14 protein-coding genes, 1 tRNA gene and 3 pseudogenes are annotated in these 20,234 nt (G+C 67.8%); 10 read left to right on the forward strand and 8 right to left on the reverse strand.

Translation table 11 applies throughout. The annotated features are described in order from the left end of the window. Nucleotides 1–313 (forward strand): annotated as a pseudogene (locus LV457_RS10825) (hypothetical protein); the annotation flags it as partial. Nucleotides 314–1,667: 1,354 nt separating this feature from the next. On the opposite strand, the gene LV457_RS10830 reads toward LV457_RS10825, so the two are convergent. The 3 genes from LV457_RS10830 to LV457_RS10840 form a co-directional block, all read right to left on the reverse strand. After that, complete coding sequence (locus LV457_RS10830) at nt 1,668–2,225, reverse strand: hypothetical protein (protein WP_232171005.1); 558 nt, start codon at nt 2,223–2,225, stop codon at nt 1,668–1,670. A 504-nt stretch (nt 2,226–2,729) separates the two neighbouring features. Continuing rightward, nucleotides 2,730–3,146: a hypothetical protein gene (locus tag LV457_RS10835; protein ID WP_232171008.1), complete on the reverse strand. Its 417-nt coding sequence runs from the start codon at nt 3,144–3,146 to the stop codon at nt 2,730–2,732. A gap of 1,034 nt (nt 3,147–4,180) precedes the next feature. Then, complete coding sequence (locus LV457_RS10840) at nt 4,181–4,738, reverse strand: hypothetical protein (RefSeq protein ID WP_232171010.1); 558 nt, start codon at nt 4,736–4,738, stop codon at nt 4,181–4,183. 308 nt (nt 4,739–5,046) lie between these two features. Here LV457_RS10840 and LV457_RS10845 point away from each other — a divergent pair. The 7 genes and pseudogenes from LV457_RS10845 to LV457_RS10875 form a co-directional block, all read left to right on the forward strand. Continuing rightward, a pseudogene (locus LV457_RS10845) lies at nt 5,047–5,361 on the forward strand (hypothetical protein); the annotation flags it as partial. Nucleotides 5,362–5,844: 483 nt separating this feature from the next. Beyond that, the gene (locus LV457_RS10850; RefSeq protein ID WP_232171013.1) at nt 5,845–6,036 is read left to right on the forward strand and encodes an integrase core domain-containing protein; all 192 of its coding nucleotides are present in this window, start codon (nt 5,845–5,847) and stop codon (nt 6,034–6,036) included. Nucleotides 6,037–6,301: 265 nt separating this feature from the next. Continuing rightward, nucleotides 6,302–6,568 (forward strand): hypothetical protein, encoded by a 267-nt coding sequence (locus tag LV457_RS10855; protein ID WP_232171016.1) that lies wholly within the window; start codon nt 6,302–6,304, stop codon nt 6,566–6,568. Nucleotides 6,569–6,710: 142 nt separating this feature from the next. Continuing rightward, nucleotides 6,711–7,406, forward strand: a complete 696-nt coding sequence (locus LV457_RS10860; protein ID WP_232171019.1) for a hypothetical protein — start codon at nt 6,711–6,713, stop codon at nt 7,404–7,406. A 39-nt stretch (nt 7,407–7,445) separates the two neighbouring features. Further along, nucleotides 7,446–8,088: pseudogene (locus LV457_RS10865) on the forward strand (transposase); the annotation flags it as partial. 85 nt (nt 8,089–8,173) lie between these two features. Next, nucleotides 8,174–9,955, forward strand: coding sequence for a hypothetical protein (locus LV457_RS10870; protein WP_232171021.1), 1,782 nt, complete (start codon nt 8,174–8,176; stop codon nt 9,953–9,955). Between the two features lie 18 nt (nt 9,956–9,973). Next, nucleotides 9,974–10,345 carry a carboxymuconolactone decarboxylase family protein gene (locus LV457_RS10875; RefSeq protein ID WP_232171023.1) on the forward strand — a complete coding sequence of 124 codons (372 nt, stop codon included), beginning with the start codon at nt 9,974–9,976 and terminating at the stop codon, nt 10,343–10,345. Nucleotides 10,346–10,458: 113 nt separating this feature from the next. Here LV457_RS10875 and LV457_RS10880 read toward each other — a convergent pair. Together LV457_RS10880 and LV457_RS10885 are read right to left on the reverse strand one after the other, a co-directional pair. After that, nucleotides 10,459–10,531 (reverse strand) — tRNA-Thr (locus LV457_RS10880). 55 nt (nt 10,532–10,586) lie between these two features. Then, nucleotides 10,587–11,795, reverse strand: coding sequence for a DNA polymerase III subunit delta' (locus LV457_RS10885; RefSeq protein WP_232171025.1), 1,209 nt, complete (start codon nt 11,793–11,795; stop codon nt 10,587–10,589). Between the two features lie 49 nt (nt 11,796–11,844). Between LV457_RS10885 and LV457_RS10890 the strand changes: the two genes are divergently transcribed. Continuing rightward, the gene (locus tag LV457_RS10890; protein WP_374198812.1) at nt 11,845–13,449 is read left to right on the forward strand and encodes an adenylate/guanylate cyclase domain-containing protein; all 1,605 of its coding nucleotides are present in this window, start codon (nt 11,845–11,847) and stop codon (nt 13,447–13,449) included. Here the strand turns inward: LV457_RS10890 and topA are convergent. The 3 genes from topA to LV457_RS10905 all read right to left on the reverse strand — a co-directional run bounded on the left by topA (nt 13,446) and on the right by LV457_RS10905 (nt 17,345). Next, the gene (topA, locus tag LV457_RS10895) at nt 13,446–16,259 is read right to left on the reverse strand and encodes a type I DNA topoisomerase (protein WP_232171030.1); all 2,814 of its coding nucleotides are present in this window, start codon (nt 16,257–16,259) and stop codon (nt 13,446–13,448) included. The genes LV457_RS10890 and topA overlap by 4 nt on opposite strands. A gap of 159 nt (nt 16,260–16,418) precedes the next feature. Beyond that, a complete protein-coding gene (locus tag LV457_RS10900; RefSeq protein WP_232171032.1) occupies nt 16,419–17,000 on the reverse strand; it encodes a hypothetical protein in 582 nt (193 codons plus the stop codon). A 141-nt stretch (nt 17,001–17,141) separates the two neighbouring features. Next, entirely contained in the window at nt 17,142–17,345 is a 204-nt protein-coding gene (locus LV457_RS10905; protein WP_003925183.1) for a cold-shock protein, read from the reverse strand. Nucleotides 17,346–17,642: 297 nt separating this feature from the next. Here LV457_RS10905 and LV457_RS10910 point away from each other — a divergent pair, with 297 nt between their 5' ends. After that, nucleotides 17,643–19,964, forward strand: a complete 2,322-nt coding sequence (locus LV457_RS10910) for a DEAD/DEAH box helicase (RefSeq protein WP_232171035.1) — start codon at nt 17,643–17,645, stop codon at nt 19,962–19,964. Nucleotides 19,965–20,234 lie beyond the last annotated feature (270 nt).

Raw genomic sequence — 20,234 nt, forward strand, 5'->3', positions numbered from 1 at the left:
GGCCGCCGCCAACACACTCGCCGGCAGCGGCGGTGGCGGGGCGGCCGGCGCTGGCGCAGCGGCTGTCGCCGCCGGCGCGGCCGGGCCGCCACTCGTCGCGACCGTCGCCGCCGGTCCGCGCGGAATGTCCGCGCCATATTGCGTGAGCGGCGCCGGCGCCATCAGCGGCGCGGAGCTCACCGGCGCCGACGTCGCTTGGGCCGTCGGCGGCGCGCTACCCACCGGCGTGGCCGGTGCCGCCACCGGCGCACCCGACGCCACCGGCGGCGCAACGCTCGAAGCACCGCCCGCCTGCGCCATCGTCGGCGGCTGATCGAGCGGCAACGCCTGCATCACGTTGTGCACCATCGGCGGCGGCGCGTTCAACCCGCTCGTAAAGCCCTTGGTGAGGTCCTGAAAACCCTGAAGTGGTGGCGGCAGTTCCGTCGGCACATGCCCCGCACCCAGTGAGCTCCCCGACGCCAGCATCGTCGGCACCGACGACGACGGAAGCGACGGCATCGACGGCATCGACGGCGAGTGCGTGGTGGGGATGGGGGGTGGGGAGACGGTAGGGGTGGCGGGGGCTCCACCGACGGCGCTCGGGCGCGCTGCAGAAATCGCGACTGGTGACAGGGTGACGGGCGGTGGAAGTGTTGGGTTAGGGGAGCCTCTGGGATCGCCTGTCAATGCTTCAGTAGGCGTTGCGGGCCCGGAGAGCTTCGTGCCTCCCGCTTCGCCTCTAGGATCAGCTTGGTCGACTCCAGTCGAAGGATGAAGTTGGGACCCATTCCCCGTGTTCTCCGACGTCGGCTCAGCTTCTGCCGGTACGCCACGCGGGTCGCCCGCGGCATACGGCGTCAACGGTTCAATGGGACTTAAGGGGCCGTCCGGACGCGAGACAGGTTCGGTTCTGTCGATTAACGAAGAATCAATCTTGTCTCTAGCGTCGGGAACACTGGGCGATTCAACCTTTTCGGGCAATCCATGAACGCCGTTGCCGACGATCTCAAAAGCGGCTAACGAGGCCGCAGTTTCTGCTTCTGCCCTGCCCGAAGATAGCGCATCGCATATCGCCGCGTCGCGTTGATTGCGAATGTCCTTGATTAGCTGCTCTCGATTCGTCGCCGTTACTGGTACTTGGCCTTCGGCTGCATCCGCGTTACTCCGGAGGGCATTAATGTAATCATGCACCCGTTGGTCGATGCCATCCAACGCGGAACGTGCGTCCGCCAACTTTACGGACGCACGTAGTGTCCACTCTGAAAGGTCCCGGTATACCTTCGACTGCGAGTCGAGCAACAACAGTGTCCGTCCGTACATATCTTTTGCGGCGTCGACCCAACTTCCCTCACTGATATCGACAATATGAGTTAGACAGGCTCGAGCGTCTGCACGAGCGTCAACCGTCAACGACGCCAAATCGGTCTGGGCCACGGAAGTCGCGACCCAAGCCTCAGTTTCCGATTCGGGCCATACGTTCCCGATGATTTGTCCGGAGAATTCCCTTGACGGCGCGGCGCTGTCGATGACGCGATCGCCATTGGACTCAGGCGGTGCCGGACGTAAGGCAGTTGGTCGGCTCGTTGGCGTCGACGCGGGAACCAAATTTTGACTTGCTGCTGCATAGTCTGATGCTTCGCCGGTCTGCGTGACAAACTCACTCGCCCCTTTCGGCGCCGAGTGGTTTACCGTTGCCAAGGCACACCAAGTACTTCGCAGCGGAACTGTGGGCCACTATAATAGCTGGAGGTGACCCGGTATGTGCTCATAGCCACATCGTCGCTTGCGTTATCACGACCGACCCAGAGCAGCATCACATCGATGAAGCTCTGAACCGTTCGCGTCAAGAACCGGGGTGGCTGGGAGTTCGAATTCAGAACATTCTGCATCTCGCTGGCCCATCCTTGAATGTAGGAGCGGAACTCAGGCAGCGCAGCCTGCTGTTCGGCCGAACCGCGAATTAAGCTATTGAACTGGCGCGTTCGGCTGTCCCCCTCCGTCATAAGCGGCGCTATTTCCTCACATAGCGCCCGGTCCGCCTTGTCATCGAGTGTCGCTTGCGGCGCGGCCGTGATTTTCGGCGTGTCAAAGGCTTGGGGTGCAGCCGGCTCGCGCAGGAGCGCCACCAACAACGCGGCAGCCGCCAGGACGACCCCCAGCGTGGACAGCGCGACCGGCAACCAGGAAGGACGGGTCTTCGATGGCGCCGATGAAGACGGCCAGCCGAAGGGAGGTTGCGCCACAGCGAACTGCGTTATGGGTCCGGTCGAGATCGGTCCTGTGCCGTGCGGGCCCGGGGGGCGCGAGCCGCCGAGATGCCCAGCGCCACCAGAGGTCGATGCGCCCAACGGCTGTCGTTGCTGCTGCGGCGGCGGCGGACTGAACGTATTCCACGGCTCCGAGCCGCCGGCCTGCGGCCCCGGATGCCCTCCCGGCGGGGGGTTCTCACTCATAATCGGATTTTAAGGGGCGACTGGTCACGTCGCGGTCGCAAAAGCGTCAACAACGCCGGAGGCCTGCCAACGCGCGGAACCGCCCTGGACGCCTGACGGTCCCAGTGAGGTCGAGCGATCGCATGTCAAATGATGGCCCAAAACCCTCCGTCGGTGATGCCGCGGCGGGACCCGAGGCAGCTCGGCTGACGGATCTGGCCGATCGACGCGTCATCCAACCAAATGCATCGGAACGATCAGCCGGTACATCACTTCGCCCGAGTGGATCTTGGACGTCCACGACGGCCGGCGAGCTTAGGCGACCGCCGCGTCGAGCCGCTGATGCGTCGTCTCCGAGCTCACCAGCGCCGCTCCGGTGCCCGTCGCGCTCAGCCCGGCCGCCGCCAACACACTCGCCGGCAGCGGCGGTGGCGGGGCGGCCGGCGCTGGCGCAGCGGCTGTCGCCGCCGGCGGCGCAACGCTCGAAGCACCGCCCGCCTGCGCCATCGTCGGCGGCTGATCGAGCGGCAACGCCTGCATGACGTTGTGCATCATCGGCGGCGGCGCGTTCAACCCGCTCGTAAAGCCCTTGGTGAGGTCCTGAAAACCCTGAAGTGGTGGCGGCAGTTCCGTCGGCACATGCCCCGCGCCCAGTGAGCTCCCCGACGCCAGCATCGTCGGCACCGACGACGACAGCAGCGACGGCATCGACGGCATCGACGGCGAGTGCATGGTGGGGATGGGGGGTGGGGGGACGGTGGGGGGTCTTAGAGCTGCAGACGCGTTCACCGAAGGCGGCGTAATTGGCTCCGGCGGAAGGACCTGAGTTGGTTGCGGGTCGACAATCGGTGCCGTTAGGAGCGGGCCGTCCGCACTCGCCTCCACAAGCGTCGCTTTAGTACCATTTCGTGGACCGGCGTCGGTTATCGCTGGGGCACCCGCTGTTCTCGCGCTCGCAGCTTGGCTTGGCTCTGTGGCTGGAACGCTCGAATCGCCCTCTGCCTCACCTGGACCTTTCCCGATTGAGGCCTCGACTCCTGCGCTATAGGCAGCGAAAGTAGTAAGTCCGTGTTCACCGGAAGGTGGCCTGAGGGGCTCACTCGTCTCGGAGTCATAATTCGACGCACTATAAGATTTGGCGTGATCGCCCGTCTTCCTTCCATCAGTGGCTTCCGAATGATCGAAATCTAATCCAGCGCTACGTGCGGCCGCCAATATCTTCGAAGTGCTTTCAAGGCAGGCCGAATGTGCGGCCGATCTCCCCTCCTCAATCAAACCTTCAATCGCAGCCTTGGTCCGCACGCGAATCATGGTGACGATAGCCGGCCTAAACGGGCCTCTGGCCGCGTCTTCCGACTCTTGAGCGTTCCGCCGAACCTCCGCGATGCGGTCGTGCGTTGCTTGATCGAGGTTGTCCAAGGTTTGAAGAGTATCGGACAGGATGTCAGCAGAAGCACTTGTGCAGTTAGCGGTTGAGCGTAAGTGTCCTGCGTATTTGCCCAAAAGAGCGGACGTTTCGTCATACATCTTCCCCGCAGCTCGCGCCCACGATCCACTGCTTGCACAGGTTATCCTGCTCGAATCGGCTTGAACCGCTTCCGCCGTATCATCTGTTCTCACCGCGAAGTCAATTTGCTTCTCGCTTGCGCCTTGCCACGCTTCAACGGAAGTAACTGGCCACGACTCGGCCAAAATACGATACGAGAACTCCCTTTCTGGTACCGCTCGACTGGGGATAGAGGCGTCAGCCATATCTAACTTTTTGGCTACCAAGTAACACCCAACTTCATACAGGTATAAAACGGTCCGCCATAGTCGCTGACAGATTGTTGCCAAGTAGTAACTCCAACATCGCTACTCACAATATCGAGTTGCACGAACAGCACAACATCGTCAAGGTAACGCTGAAGGGTTCTTGTGAGAAACCGTGGCGGTTGTTCATGCTCGTTGAGCAGAGGTTGCACCTCGCCTACCCAACCGAGCACGAAGTCGCGATAACCGGGAAGTGCTGCAGCCTGTTCGGGCGATCCGCGCTTCAAGGAGGCAAATTCCCTGCTGTGGCGGGCAGCATTTTCCATGATCGGCGCGATCGCTTCGCACAGTTCGCGATCTTGCGCGTCGCTATAAGTCACTTGATCAGGCACAACGGGAGCGGCGGATGCCGCTGATTCCGACGTTCCTCTGGTCGGAGATTGCGTCAAAGCCGCGATCAGCGCCGCAGTCGCGAGGACGACCGCCAACGCCGATAGCGCGACCGGCAACCAAGAACGACGCGGCTTCGCCAGCGCCGGCGACAGCGTCCAATCGAACGGCGGTTGCGTCACAGCGAACTGCGTCGTCGGTCCGGTCGAAATCGGGCCGGTATGAGGCGGCGGTCCGCCGAGGCGCGGGTCGCTGCTCGACGCCAGTCCGCCGAAATCTTGCCGCGGCGGTGGACCGAACGGATTCCATGGCTCCGAGCCACCAGGCTGCGGTCCCTGTTGTCCTCCGGGCGGCTGGTTCCCCTGCATCCTCGAATTTTAAGGGGCGAACGCCCCTCACCGTGCCGCTAAAAGGGTCAAGCCGAACATGCCGATCTTCAAGCCGCACCGCCCCGTACATTCGGAACGTCCCATCCCGGCCGAAGGATCGCATGTCAGCCCCGACGACCCGCTTGCACTGGGTCGCGGTCGTCGCGGCAGGACTGGTGGCGATTCAGCTGGGCATCAGAGCCGTCGTCGCGTTCGAGGGCTACTTCTATTGGGATGATTTGATCCTCGTCGGCCGCGCCGGCACGCAACCGATCCTGTCGGGAGCCTACCTGTTCGACGACCACGACGGCCACGTCATGCCGGGCGCGTTCCTGGTCGCGGGGGTGATCACCCGGATCGCGCCGCTCGACTGGTTGTGGCCGGCGCTGAGCCTGGTGATCCTGCAGCTCGTCGCGTCGCTCGCACTGCTGCGCGCTCCACGTCATCCTCGGCTGCGCAAGGCCGGTCTGTGCGGCGTGCACCGGGGAAAAGCGGTATTCACCACGGTCACCGATCCGGCCGATCAGCGGCCGGCTGATTCGTTCAATCGGCAATTCAGCGCGGCCGGACCCAACCGGCTCTGGGTCGCCGACATCACCTTCGTGCGGACCTAAGAGGGGTTCTGCCACAACGCGTTCGTCACCCGCGTCGGCACCCGCAACATCGTCGCCTGGGCCGTCGCGGCGACGATGCGCACCGAGGACCTTCCACTACAGGAAGTCAATCATGCTGTATGGCAAATCGATTCGAATCTGTGGGGTTGGTCCATTATTCCGACCGCGGAGCCCAATACCTATCGCTGACCTATACCGACCGGCTGGCCGAACTCGGGATCGCCCCCTCGGTCGGGTCGCGCGGCGATAGTCGATAGTTACGACAACGCCCTCGCCGAGGCAATCAACGCCGCCTACTAAACCGAGTTGATCAACCGCGGCAAATCCTGGCACTGCGTCGACGACGTCGAGCTGGCCACCGCCGCCTGGGTGGCCCGGTACAACCAGGAACGCCTGCACGAAGCCGTCGGCTACGTTCTACCAGCCGAGTACGAGGCCGCCCTCACCGGCACCTCACACCCCGCCAGCCAGCCAACCCCGGCCCTCACAACCAACTAGGAACAAAGCCTGGGATAGTCCAGATTTTTGCGTACAAACCGTTAGTCGTAGGGCGTTACGGTTGAGGCGTGGAAGCAATCGGAGTCCGTGCCGAGGGCTTGGCGTTGGCGGCTCGCTGTGAGCAACACGGTGCGTCGATGGGGTCTCCCCCCAAACCATCGGTGGGTGGTGGCGGGAACCTTTCAGTTCTGCCGCCGGTGTGTCCGTGTGTGTCTGTCGCAGCGAACCTCGCATTCAGCAGTTCTGCGCCAACGCGGTATTGACCATGCACCGCGTTGAACCGGCCATGGACGCCGGTGAGGTGTTCGCGATGCTGGTCGAGCAGCAGCTGCAGTCGGTGCCGGGAAGTCGTGAACTGCGCCGAGAATTCGGTGCGGGCGCCGAAGGCGCCGGTGCTAAAGGGTTGCTGGCGACGCAGGTGCCTCAGGACGTCGGCTTGATCGACAGTGTGTCACGTTCACAGATTATGACCGCCGAGCGACACACGCTGATCGCGCAACTAACGGTGCCGCACTACACGATTCACCGGTAGATCGGGCGAGTCTTTGGTTGAACGTCCGCACGGTTGGCGCGGCTGGTTCGGCGTCGCCGGCTCAGCACGGCGTCGTTCCTGTAGCTCTAACGCAGGAGGGCCATTGATAGCCGGTACCGGACGACGAATCCTTCGTCGACGCGTGGTCCCCTCTGTGATCGGGGGTGCTCTTTGCCTGCTGGCAAGCCTGGACGCGTTAGTCGGAGCGGCCTGGTACCTGCCTCTGGGCCTTGCGGCGGCCGGCGTCGGCATCCTCGTTGGAGTGAGACGGCGGATCTTCCGGCCAGGCGTGACCCGGTCGGGCCACGAAGTCATCTGCCGTTACGTTCCGTGGTACGAGGGCAACGCATACGGCGCGGTGGTGGTACTTACGCTGTTCGGGGTGGCCATGGTTCGCGCGGGCTACGCGCCTGGCTATCCGATGTGGTTTCGGTTCGGCGGGCTCGTCGTTCTGGGCGGCGGCATGCTGGCGCTGTACGGCGTTATACGCATGTGGCGCCGATGCTTCCTGCGTATCACCTCATCGGCGTTGACGGTGCGTGTAGCGAAGGGAGACGCGACTGATCTGCGGCGCAAACAAGTCAAGTCGATCAACCCGAAGGTCGTCCGGAACGCGGTGAACGGCGCTGAGTCGCTGCAAGTCGAGATCACCTATGACGCTGCGGATTCCAGCAGCGATCAGCTGAAGACCGTGCTGCTCGGCCAGCAACTGAGCGTCGAGCCGGTAAACCTGCTCAATGCGCTTATGACCTGGAAGAATCTCGGTGAAGGCGATTCCGGCGAATTACTGGAGCGGATCGAGCGAATCCTTCGAGACGGCCCCACGGCTGGCGTGTGACAACAACACGATAAGCGGCTCTTCCGAATTTAGGGTGCGGTGGACCACCGTGACGAGTACGACAGTGAGTACGGCTGTATTCGGGCGATCGCGGTTCGGATCGGTATCGGCCCGAAGACGCTGCGCAAGTGGGTCCGGCAAGCCGAGATCGATGGCGGTGAGCGTGACGGGGGTGACCACGGCCACGACCCGGGAGAATCGGGAGTTGAAACGTAAGGTCGCCGGGTTGGAGCAGACCGTCGAAATACTCAGGGCGGCAGCAACTTTCTTCGCGCGGGAGAGCGACCCGCGACATCGTTGATCTGTGCGTTCATCGCCGAGCATCGCGCTCGGTTCGGGGTCGCTCCGATCTGCCGCGTGCACACCGAGCACGGCTGCGTGATCGCCCCGAGAACGTTCTACGTGTGGCTGTCTAGGCCGCCGTCGGCCCGGGTGCTGTGGGACATGACCATCGCCGCAGTGCTGGCCGGCTATTACGAGCCCGACCAGACGGGCCGGTATGCCCCGGAGTCGCTGTATGGGGCGACGAAGATGTGGGCTCACCTGCAACGTCAGGGCATTGACGTGCCCGCTGCACCCGGCCCCGGCCAGGCCCCCGACCTGGTCGAACCACATGGTCGCGGTGGCTGCGCCGAACGGGCTGCAGGTCGCCGAATTCACCTACGTGCGTCTGGCCAGCGGGGCCGAGCACCCCACCACACCGCCGGAGACGGCAATCGCACACCGCCCCGTACAGTCGGAACGTCCCATCCCGGCCGAAGGATCGCATGTCAGCCCCGACGACCCGCTTCCACTGGGTCGCGGTCGTCGCGGCAGGACTGGTGGCGATCCAGCTGGGCATCAGAGCCGTCGTCGCGTTCGAGGGCTACTTCTATTGGGACGATCTGATCCTCGTCGGCCGCGCCGGCACGCAACCGATCCTGTCGGCGGACTACCTGTTCGCCGACCACGACGGCCACGTCATGCCGGGCGCGTTCCTGATCGCGGGGGTGATCACCCGGCTCGCGCCGCTCGATTGGTTGTGGCCGGCGGTGAGCCTGGTGATCCTGCAGCTCGTCGCGTCGCTCGCACTGCTGCGCGCGCTGCACGTCATCCTCGGCTGGCGTCCCGCACTGTTGATCCCACTGACGTTCGCCCTGTTCACCCCACTGGGCCTGCCGGCGTTTTCGTGGTGGGCCGCCGGGCTCAACGCGCTACCGATGCTCGCCGCGATGACCTGGTTCTGCGCCGATGCCATCCAGCTCGTCCGCACCGGTCGGCGGCGCTACCTGGCCACCGCTGTCGTCGCCCTCGTAGGCGGCCTGGTGTTCTTCGAGAAAGCGGCCGTCATCCCCTTCGTCGGGTTCGTCATCGCCGCCGTGCTCACTCACGTCACCGCCTCCGACGCGGTAAGCATCGTGTGGCGACAGGCCAAGACGCTGTGGATCGCGTCGCTCGGCGTCATCGCCGCCTGGGTGGCGCTGTATCTGGTGGTCGTCGACCAACGACGGTGGAGTACCGACCTGTCGATGACCGGCGAGCTGCTGCTGCGGTCCTTCACCCACGGGATTGTCCCGGGGCTGGTGGGCGGTCCGTGGTCCTGGCAACGCTGGGCGCCCGCTTCACCCTGGGCGGTTCCCCCCACCACCGTCATGGTGCTGGGATGGGCAGCGCTCGCGGCCGTCGTGGCGTTGTCGTTCCGGCTCAAACGACGCATCGGCTGGGTGTGGGCCGTCGCGTTCGCCTACGCCGTCGCGTGCCAGGTGCCGATCTATCTCATGCGGTCGTCGGCCTTCACCGCGCTGGAGCTCGCGCAGACGCTGCGCTATCTGGCGGATCTGGTGGTGGTGCTCGCGCTGTACATGGCCATCGCGATCACGGCTCCGGACCGCCAACCGGTCACGACGGCGTCGCTGCCCCGGGTGGTCGCCGTGGTTGCGACCGCCGCGGTCACCGCCTCGAGCGTGTACTCGACGCTTACCTACCTGACGGTTTGGCGTGACAACCCCGCGGAGCAATACCTGCGCAACGCCGAGCGCAGCCTCGCCGAGGCGCACCGGGGGTCGAGCGCCCCGCTGCTCGACCAGGAAGTCGACCCGCTGGTGCTGCAGCGCGTCGCCTACCCGGAGAACCTCGCCAGCCACATGTTCGCGCTGCTCAAAGACCGGCCTGACTTCGCCGCGTACACCACCGACCTGCGCATGCTCGACAACAGCGGCCGGCTCTTCCCAGCGCTCGTGACGTGGACGCGCAGCATCGCCCCCGGTCCAGAACCCGGTTGCGGGTACCTGATCCAACCCGGCCGGTCGGTCACCATGCGGCTCGACGGGCCGCTGCTTCCCGCCGACTGGACGGCCGAGATCAACTACCTCGCCAACAGCGACGGCTCCCTCACCATGTCGCTCGACGACGGCACCGCCACCCGCTTCCCGGTACGCCCGGGCCTCAACCGCGTCTTCGTGCGGCTCGCCGGCGCCGGCGACGCCGTTACCGTTGAGGCGAACACGGCCGCGTTGTCGGTGTGCATCGCAGCCGGACCGGTGGGCTTTCTGGCGATCGCGCCCCGATAAATGAAAAGGAGAAGGACTATGTCGGACGGCCTGGACAAGGGAATACAGATCTTCCGCGAGCTCATGCCGGGCGTCGACGTCGACCTGCGCGACGGCCTGTTCGCCGACGAGCTGCTCGAGATCGGCTTCGAGAGCGTCTTCGGCAAGCTGTGGAGTCGCGACGGGCTGAGTCGGCGCGACCGCAGCCTCGTCACGCTCGGCATCCTGATCGCCCAGCGCAGCGCCGAGGAGTTGCGGTCACACTTCGCGATCGCCCGCACCAACGGGCTGACCGAGACCGAGTTGGCCGAGGTCATCTACCACGCGACGGGCTACGCGGGCTTCCCGGCGGCCAACACCGCCCGCGCCGCGGCGATCGAGGCGTTGGAGCACCACACGCCCCGGGCGTGACGCGCGCTGACGGCGTTGATTCTCACCTGCGGGCGACGACACGCCGACGCCGACCGCCTCGGCGTGACAGTCAACACCGAGGCGTGAGAGTCAACGCCGAGGCAAGAACAGGGAGCCGCCTGGGGGAATCGAACCCCCGACCTATTCATTACGAGTGAATCGCTCTGCCGACTGAGCTAAGGCGGCGCACCCGAAGCATCGGGCGGCCCGAGTCTACGGCAGGGTCAGCAGCGCACCAAAGTCAGTTGCGCAGCGCCTGCCCGACGGTGGCGACCATGGCGTCGACGGCGAACTTCGGCTTGACGTTGACGGCCAGCGCCTCGCGGCATTCCAGGACGGCTTCGATGCAACGCAGCAGTCGGTCGGGCGGGGCGTGCTCGGCGAGCGACTCGATGCGGTCGCGCATGTCGGGGTGGTTGGCGGTGAGGTGGCCGGACCCCGACGACACCAGCAGCGCGTCGCGGAAGTAGTTGGCCAGGTCGATCAGCGCCCGGTCGAGCGCGTCGCGTGAGGCGCGGGTGAGCCGCGACTTCTGCCGCTTCTCCAGGTCCTTCAGCGCGCCGGCCGCTCCGCGCATGCTGCCCGCGGTGCCCTTCCCCGTGCCGCCGGCGCCCAGCGCGGTGCGCAGCTCCTCGGTCTCGCTCTCGTCCCGGCCCGCCGTCAGCGCCTTGGCTTCGGCCTCGGCCGCCGCCACCAGGTCCTCGGCCGCGGCGAAGGCACGCGACGGCGTGGCCGCGTCGCGGACCAGCGCCAACGCCCGGCGCCGCCGTTCCCGCGCGTCGGGATCGGTGGCGAGCCGGCGCGCCCGGCCGACGTGCCCGCCGCTCACCGACGCCGCCCACTGCGCCTGCTCCGCGTCGATCCCGTCGTTGTCGACGAGCACTCGGGCGATGGCCGACGCCGGCGGGGTGACGAGCGCGACGTGTCGGCAGCGCGAACGCAACGTCACCGCGATGTCCTCGGGGTCCACCGACGGCGCGCACAGCAGGAACACCGTGGACGGCGGCGGCTCCTCCACCACCTTCAGCAGCGCGTTCGCCGCGCCTTCGGTGAGCCGGTCCGCATCCTCGATGACCACGATCTGCCAGCGGCCGGTGCCTGGCCGCCGCGACGCCGTCTGCACGATGGCCCGCATCTCGTCGACACCGATCGACAGGCCCTCGGGGATGACGCGCCGGACGTCGGCGTGGGTGCCCGCCATGGTGGTGGCGCACGCCCGGCACTCCCCGCAACCCGGGACACCGGGCGAGGTGCACTGCAGCGCCGCCGCGAAGCACACCGCCGCGATGGACCGGCCGGAACCGGGCGGGCCGGTGATGAGCCACGCATGCGTCATGGTCCCCACCGTGGCCGCGCCGTGAGCGGAATCACCCCGCGCCGCGTGAGCTGCGGCCACGAGCTCGTTCTCGACGGCTTGCTGCCCGACCAGTCTGGCGAATACCCGGCTCATCGCCCATAACAGTAATGTCGAGCACCGACACGGCAGTTTACGGAAGCGGTTGAGCGTCCGCGGTCCCCGATACGGTAGGCATGTGACCAGTCAGGCGACAACGGTGGGGCGAATCCGCGCATTCGTCCGCTGGGTGGTGCGTACGCCGTGGCCGGTGTTCCTCCTGGGCATGGTGCAGGCCGACATCATCGGCGCGCTGCTGGTCCTGGGCTTCCTGCGATTCGGGTTGCCGCCGGAGGACCGCGTGCTCATCCAGGACCTCCCGACGGGCAGCCTGGTGGTGTTCGTCAGCGTCGTCGTCCTGGTGTTCGCGATCGGCGCGGCGGTGAGCTTGCGGCTGCTGATCCCGGTGATCCGCTGGCAGCGGCGGGACACGCTGCTCGCCGACCCGGACCCGGAACGCACCGAGCTCGCGCGCATCCGAGCCCTGCGGATGCCGTTCTACCGCACCGGCATCAGCATCGTGAACTGGGCGATCGGCGGCACCGTGTTCATCGTCGCCGCCTGGCCGGTGGCGGCGCACTCGACACCGGTCATCGCCGTCGCCACGGCGCTGGGCGCCACCGCGACCACCATCATCGGTTACCTGCAGTCCGAACGGATCCTGCGGCCGGTCGCGGTGGCGGCGCTGCGCCACGGCGTGCCCGAGCCGTTCCGCGCTCCGGGGGTGATCCTGCGGCAGGTGCTCACCTGGGTGCTCAGCACGGCGGTCCCGGTCCTGGCCATCATCCTGACCGTGCTGGCGAGCAAGTTCTCGATCCTGCAGGCCGACGCCGAGAAGACGTCGACGCCCATCCTGTTGCTGGCGATCACGGCGCTGGTCATCGGCGGGTCGAGCACGCTGCTCACCGCGATGTCGATCGCCGACCCGCTGCGCCAGTTGCGCTGGGCGCTCGGCGAAGTGCAGCGCGGCAACTACAACGCCCACGTGCAGATCTACGACGCCAGCGAGCTGGGCCTGCTGCAGGCGGGTTTCAACGACATGGTGCGCGACCTGTCCGAGCGGCAGCGGCTGCGCGACCTGTTCGGCCGTTACGTGGGTGAGGACGTCGCCCGCCGGGCACTCGAGCGCGGCACGGAGCTCGGCGGCGAGGAGCGCAACGTCGCCGTGCTGTTCGTCGACCTCGTCGCGTCGACGCAGCTGGCCGCGACCCGGCCGCCGGCCGAGGTGGTGAAGGTGCTCAACGAGTTCTTCCGCGTGGTCGTCGACACCGTCAACGCCCACGGCGGCTTCGTCAACAAATTCCAGGGCGACGCGGCGCTGGCGATCTTCGGCGCCCCCATCGAGCATCCCGACGGGCCGGGGGCCGCGCTGGCGGCCGCCCGCGAACTGCACGACAAGCTCATCGAGGTGCTGGGCACCATCGAGTTCGGCATCGGGGTCTCGGCGGGCCGTGCCATCGCCGGCCACATCGGCGCGCAGGCCCGCTTCGAGTACACCGTGATCGGCGACCCGGTCAACGAGGCGGCGCGCCTGACGGAGCTGGCGAAGCTCGAAGAAGGCCACGTGCTGGCGTCGTCGACGGCGGTCGCGAGCGCGCTCGACTCCGAGGCGCTGTGCTGGAACGTCGGCGAGATCGTCACGCTGCGCGGGCGCATGGCCCCGACGCAGCTGGCGCGTCCGGTGCACGTCGCCGTGCCGCAGGAGCTCTAACCGCGCTTGGCGGCCTTCTTCGCCGGCGCCTTGCGGGCGGTCGTCTTCTTGGCGGCGGTCTTCTTCGCGGCGGTCTTCTTCGCGACCTTCTTCACCGGACCCCGCGCCCGCCGGTCCGCGAGCAGTTCGGCGGCGCGGGCATCGGTGATCGACATGACGTCGTCGCCCTTGCGCAGGCTCGCGTTGGTTTCGCCGTCGGTGACGTAGGGCCCGAAGCGCCCGTCCTTGATCACCATCGGATTGCCCGACACCGGGTCGTTGCCCAGTTCCCGCAGCGGCGGCGCCGACGCGGCTTGCCGCCCACGGCGTTTCGGTTCCGCGTAGAGCTTGAGCGCCTCGTCGAGCGTGATGGTGAACAGCTGCTCCTCGTTCGCCAGCGACCGCGAGTCGTTGCCCTTCTTCAGGTACGGGCCGTAGCGGCCGTTCTGCGCGGTGATCTCCTCACCCGTGCTGGGGTCGACGCCCACCACCCGCGGTAGCGACAGCAGCTTCAGCGCGTCCTCGAGCGTCACCGTCTCCAGATCCATGCTGCGGAGCAGGCTTCCGGTGCGCGGCTTCGGTCCGGTGGGCTTCTTGCCCTTCTTGGCGGTGACGCCCGGATCCTCGTCGGGCGGCTCGGGCAGCACCTCGGTGACGTAGGGCCCGTAGCGGCCGTCCTTGGCGACGATCTCGTGCCCGGTCTCCGGGTCGATACCCAGCGACCGGCCCTCCTGCGGCGTGCTGAACAGCTTCTCGGCGAGCTCAAGGGTCAGCTCGTCGGGCGTCAGGTCGTCGCTGAGGTTGGCCCGCTGCGGGGTCGGCTCGCCGTCGTCGCCGGTGACCATGCGCTCCAAGTACGGCCCGCTGCGGCCGACGCGGACGACGATGGGGCGGCCCTGGTCGTCGTCGAACAGCTTGATGCTGTTGATCTCCCGGGCGTCGATCTCTTCGAGGTTGCCGCCGACCAGCTTCTTGAGCCCCCCGGCACGCGCGATCGAGCCTTCGACGCCGTTGTCGCCGCCGAAGTAGAAGTTGGAAAGCCAGTTGGTCCTTCGCTCCTGGCCGGCCGCGATGGCGTCGAGCTCGTCTTCCATCGCCGCGGTGAAGTCGTAGTCCACCAGCCGGCCGAAGTGCTGCTCCAGCAGGCCGGTGACGGCGAACGCCACCCACGACGGCACCAGCGCGCTGCCCTTCTTGTGGACGTAGCCGCGGTCCTGGATGGTCTTGATGATCGCCGAATAGGTCGACGGCCGCCCGATGCCGAGGTCCTCGAGCGCCTTGATCAGCGACGCCTCGGTGTAGCGGGCGGGCGGGTTGGTGCTGTGCCCGTCGGCGCTCAGCTCCGCCGCCCGCAGCGCCTGGCCCTGGGTGAGCTGCGGCAGCCGGCTCTCGGCGTCGTCGGCCTCACCGCCGGCCAGCTCGTCGACGGTTTCGACGTAGGCCAGCAGGAAGCCCGGGAACGTGAGGGTCCGGCCGCTGGCGCCGAACACGACCGCCTGACCGTCGGCGGCCTGGCCGGCGATCCGCAAGGTCAGCGTCGTGCCGCGGGCGTCGGCCATCTGCGAGGCGACGGTGCGTTGCCAGATCAGCTCGTAGAGCCGGAACTCGTCGTTGTCGAGTGCGGCGTGCAGCTGGCCGGGGGTGGCGAACGTGTCACCGGCGGGGCGGATCGCCTCGTGCGCCTCCTGCGCGTTCTTCACCTTGCGCGTGTACTGCCGCGGTGACGGCGAGACGTTCTCCTGGCCGTAGAGCTGCGCGGCCTGCGTGCGGGCCGCATCGATAGCGCTGGCCGACAGATTCGTCGAGTCGGTCCGCATGTAGGTGATGTAGCCGTTCTCGTACAGCCGCTGCGCGATGCTCATGGTGCGCTCGGACGAGAACCGCAGCTTGCGCCCCGCCTCCTGCTGCAGCGTCGACGTCATGAACGGCGCGTAGGGCCGCCGCGTGTAGGGCTTGGTCTCGACCGACTGCACCGTCAGCGTGGCGCCGCGCAGCCCGGCGGCCAGCGCACCGGCGCTCGACTCGTCGAGCACCAGCACCTCGTCGGGCTTCTTCACCGCGCCGAGCGAGTCGAAGTCGCGGCCGGTGGCCACCCGGCGGCCGTCCACGGTCAGCAGCCGGGACGTGAACGTCGGCGGCGTGGCCTGCGGGTCGGACGCGCGGGCGTCGAGCTCGGCGGTGACGTCCCAGTAGTCGGCGCTGCGGAACGCCATCCGATCGCGTTCCCGCTGCACGATGATGCGCGTGGCGACCGACTGGACCCGGCCCGCCGACAGCTTCGGCGCGACCTTCTTCCAGAGCACGGGTGAGACCTCGTAGCCGTAGAGCCGGTCGAGGATGCGGCGCGTCTCCTGGGCGTCCACCAGGTCGGTGTCGAGGTCGCGGGGGTTCTCGGCGGCCGCGCGGATGGCCGGTTCGGTGATCTCGTGAAACACCATCCGCTTGACCGGAATGCGCGGCTTGAGGGTCTCCAGCAGATGCCAGGCGATGGCCTCGCCCTCGCGGTCGCCGTCGGTGGCGAGGTAGAGCTCGTCGACCTCCTTGAGCAGCCCCTTGAGCTCGGAGACCGTGCTCTTCTTCTCGGGGCTGATGATGTAGAGCGGCTCGAAGTCGGCGTCGACGTTCACGCCCAGCCGCGCCCACGGCTCCGACTTGTACTTGGCGGGCACGTCGGCGGCGGCACGCGGCAGGTCCCGGATGTGGCCCCGGGACGACTCGACGATGTAGTCCGAGCCCAGGTATCCGGCGATCTTGCGCGCCTTGGTGGGCGACTCGACGATGACGAGCCGACGCACGGCGGTGCGGCCGTTACCGCGTTTCGAGTCAGCCAACTTGCGCTACTGCCTTACTTCTTCACTCCCGCAGAAACGGGATGTCATGGGCACACCGCAATGTGCCCGGCGTTCTCCACGGCTGTGGGGTTCCTGCCAAGATTGCACCACGACCACACCGACGCAAACCGACCTTCCCGTCGCCGACGGCGTTTCCGGCTACCGCGCCCGGGGCCACTCGGGCAACGCGTCGGGGTCGGTTGGCGGTTCCCCGACGTTTTCCACCAGCCGTAACAGCCGTCGCCGGCCGCTGATCCGCAGCGCCGGATGAGATCCCCGGGTGCCGACCAGCGTGGGCGCGATACCCACCCGCATCAGCGCCGACGCCAGCGCCGAATGGGTGTCCGGGGCGTGCGGATCGAGCCCGAGCAGGTAGCGGTCGGCCTCCGGGCGACCGGCGGCCAGCGTCCAGGCCCGCAGCTCGCGCGGGCCGGGCAGCCACTGCGGCGGCACCGTCTTCACCGCGCCGCGCGTCCACTCCGTCGCGATGGCCGTCAACCGGTGGTCGACGGCCGTCCGCACCAGCGGGTTGCCCTCGTCGGTGCGGGTGAGCTCCGGGGTGAGGCCGGCGTCGGCGATCATGTCCGCCAGCGCGGCCGCCCGCCAGTCCCGTTCGACGACGACCGACAACCGCACGCCCGCCGCCGTCAGCACCAGTTGTCCCCCGGCGGCCAGCGTGCCGGTCAGATCGGCGACCGCAGGGGGCACCGACTCTGCCGAGAAGAACGACAGCTGGCTCACACGAAGAACAGTAGGTCAGCACCACCGCGCAGGGCGGGTGCCGAGCCGGAAGCGGCGGATCAGACGACGACACCCCCGGCAGCGGCCCGGTGACGGGGGGCTGCGCGGGGGTGTCGACGCTAGCTTCTCAGCCTAGGCGGATCAGATCGAGCGGACGCCGGTGGCCTGGGGGCCCTTCGGGCTCTGGCCGACCTCGAACTCGACTCGCTGATTCTCCTCCAGGGTGCGGAATCCGCTGCCCTGAATCTCCGTGTAGTGGACGAACACGTCAGCGGAGCCGTCCTCGGGGGCGATGAAACCGAAGCCCTTCTCCGCGTTGAACCACTTCACAGTTCCCTGTGGCATCTTTCGATCTTTCCTTTACTTACTTCCGGGTGCGGTACACCGCTTTCGGTGTACCGGGCCCGTTCCGACCGCACATCCTTCGTGGAGTCGTCGGAAGGTGTTACGCCCTTCAGACCCTCGCAGGAACCGCGATCGCAACGTCGATCCTGCGAGTGCCATGACACGTACAGAAGCTGCGACCTCGTTCAGTCAACCACGTCCGGCCCGTTCGCGACAGTCTCGGAATCACGTTGCGGTGAACAATTCACCTAGGGTTTTTCACGCGCCGCGGCGCGACGGGATGAGAAGGGGTCTGCGATGGGCAGTTTCGGCCGCGACCTGCTCGCCGCCGTCCTCGCGGGCACCGATCCGCGAGAGCAGCCGCTCCGCCACGTCGCCGACGTCCCCGCCCGCCGCGGCACCACCGTGGCCTGGCCCGACTGGGCGCATCCCGACGTCGTCGCGGCGTTCACCGGGCTCGGCATCGCCGCCCCGTGGTCGCACCAGGTCGATGCCGCCACGCTGGCGTTTTCCGGTCGGCACGTCGTGATCGGCACCGGCACCGCCTCCGGCAAGTCGATGGCCTACCAGTTGCCGGTGCTCACCGCGCTGGCCACCGACCCGGGGGCGCGAGCGCTGTATCTCGCGCCGACGAAAGCCCTGGGGCACGACCAGCTGCGCGCGGTCGGCGAGCTGACCGCACAGACGCCGTCGCTCGCCGATGTCGCGCCGGCGTCGTTCGACGGCGACACGCCCACCGAGATCCGGCGTTTCGCGCGGGAGCAGTCCCGCTGGCTGTTCACCAACCCAGACATGGTGCACCTGACGCTGCTGCGCAACCACGCCCGCTGGGCGGTGTTCCTGCGCCGGCTGCGCTACCTCGTGGTCGACGAATGTCACCACTACCGCGGGATTTTCGGCTCCAATGTGGCGTTGGTGCTGCGCCGGCTGCTGCGGTTGTGCACCCGCTACGGCGGGAACCCGACCGTCATCTTCGCCAGCGCCACCACCGCGGCTCCGGGCGGGACCGCGTCGGACCTCATCGGCGAGACGGTCGTCGAGGTCACCGATGACGGCTCGCCGCACGGTGATCGCACCATCGCGCTGTGGGAGCCCGCATTCCGCGACGACCTGGTCGGTGAGCGCGGCGCGCCGGTCCGCCGGTCCGCCGGCGCGGAGGCGGCGCGCATGATGGCCGACCTCGTCGCCGAGGGTGCGCGGACGCTGACGTTCGTCCGGTCGCGCCGCGGCGCCGAGCTCACCGCGCTGGCCGTCAAGTCGCGCCTCGCCGAGTCGGCGCCCGAGCTCGTCGAGCGCGTCGCGTCGTACCGGGCCGGCTATCTGCCCGAGGACCGGCGGGCGCTCGAGCGGGCGTTGGCCAGCGGTGAGCTGCTCGGCCTGGCGACCACGAACGCGCTGGAGCTCGGCGTCGACATCGCCGGGCTCGACGCCGTGGTGATCGCCGGTTTCCCCGGCACGGTCGCGTCGTTCTGGCAGCAGGCCGGGCGCTCCGGGCGGCGCGGGCAGGGCGCGCTGGTGGCGCTCGTCGCGCGGGACGACCCGCTCGACACCTATCTCGTGCACCATCCCGAGGCACTGCTGGGCCGTCCCGTCGAGATGACGGTGATCGATCCGACCAACCCCCACGTCCTTGGCCCGCAGTTGCTCTGCGCGGCAACCGAACTGCCGCTCTCCGACGCCGAGGTCCGGGCGTGGAACGCCGTCGGCGCGGCCGAGCAGCTGGTGGACGACGGTCTGCTGCGGCGCCGGCCGACCGGATACTTCCCGGCCCCGGGCGTCGACCCGCACCCGGCCGTCGACATCCGCGGCGCCAGCGGCGACCAGGTGGTGATCGTCGAGGCCGACACCGGGCGGCTCCTGGGCAGCGTGGACGGCGGACGGGCGCCGTCGACGGTGCATCCCGGCGCGGTGTACCTGCACCAGGGCGAGACGTACGTGGTGGATTCGCTGAGCTTCGACGACGGCATGGCGTTCGTCCACGCCGAGGACCCCGGGTATGTGACCTTCACCCGGGAGATCACCGACATCGCGATCACCGGCGACGGCGAGTGCCGCGAGCTCGGCGCGGTGACGATCGGTCTGGTGCCGGTGGCCGTCTCGAGCACCGTCGTCGGCTTCCTGCGGCGGCGTTCCGACGGCCAGGTCATCGACTTCATCGACCTCGACATGCCCACCCGCAGCCTGCGGACCGAGGCGGTGATGTACTCCGTGACGCCCGACGCGCTCGACGACGCCGGGATCGACGCCCTGCGCGTGCCGGGCGCGTTGCACGCCGCCGAGCACGCGGCGATCGGGCTGCTGCCGCTGGTGGCGAGCTGCGACCGGGGCGACATCGGTGGCCTGTCGACGGCGGCGGGACCTCGCACGGGGCTGCCGACGGTCTTCGTCTACGACGGGCATCCCGGCGGGGCAGGCTTTGCGCGGCGCGGATTCCGCACCGCCGCGACATGGCTCTCAGCAACCGCCGACGCGATCGCGTCGTGTGCCTGCCCAGCCGGGTGCCCGTCGTGCGTGCAATCACCCAAGTGCGGAAGCGGCAACGACCCGTTGGACAAGGACGGCGCCGTCCGCGTGCTGCAGGTCGTGCTCCGCGCGCTCACACGACGTGAGTTTCCCTGACCCATCCGCCGGCGACGGCCGACCCCTCAAACGGCCAGCGCCTACGGATTACCGCTGTGACGGGCCTCCCGTTCGGCTGTGGCGAGGCGTTGACACCCGGCCCGACCTGCGAAAGGAACCCGTCATCCGACGGCAGACCCCATGTGCGACGAGCGGTCGGACAACGCGATCCGCTCTCCATCCCGAATTGACGGGCGCATCAGAAAACTACCGTGCGCCCGACGCCCGACGCAACCGGCCCAGCTAACGAGCACGGCCAGTTAGTTGCCT

Source organism: Mycobacterium sp. MYCO198283 (assembly GCF_021213805.1).
GTDB lineage: Bacteria > Actinomycetota > Actinomycetes > Mycobacteriales > Mycobacteriaceae > Mycobacterium.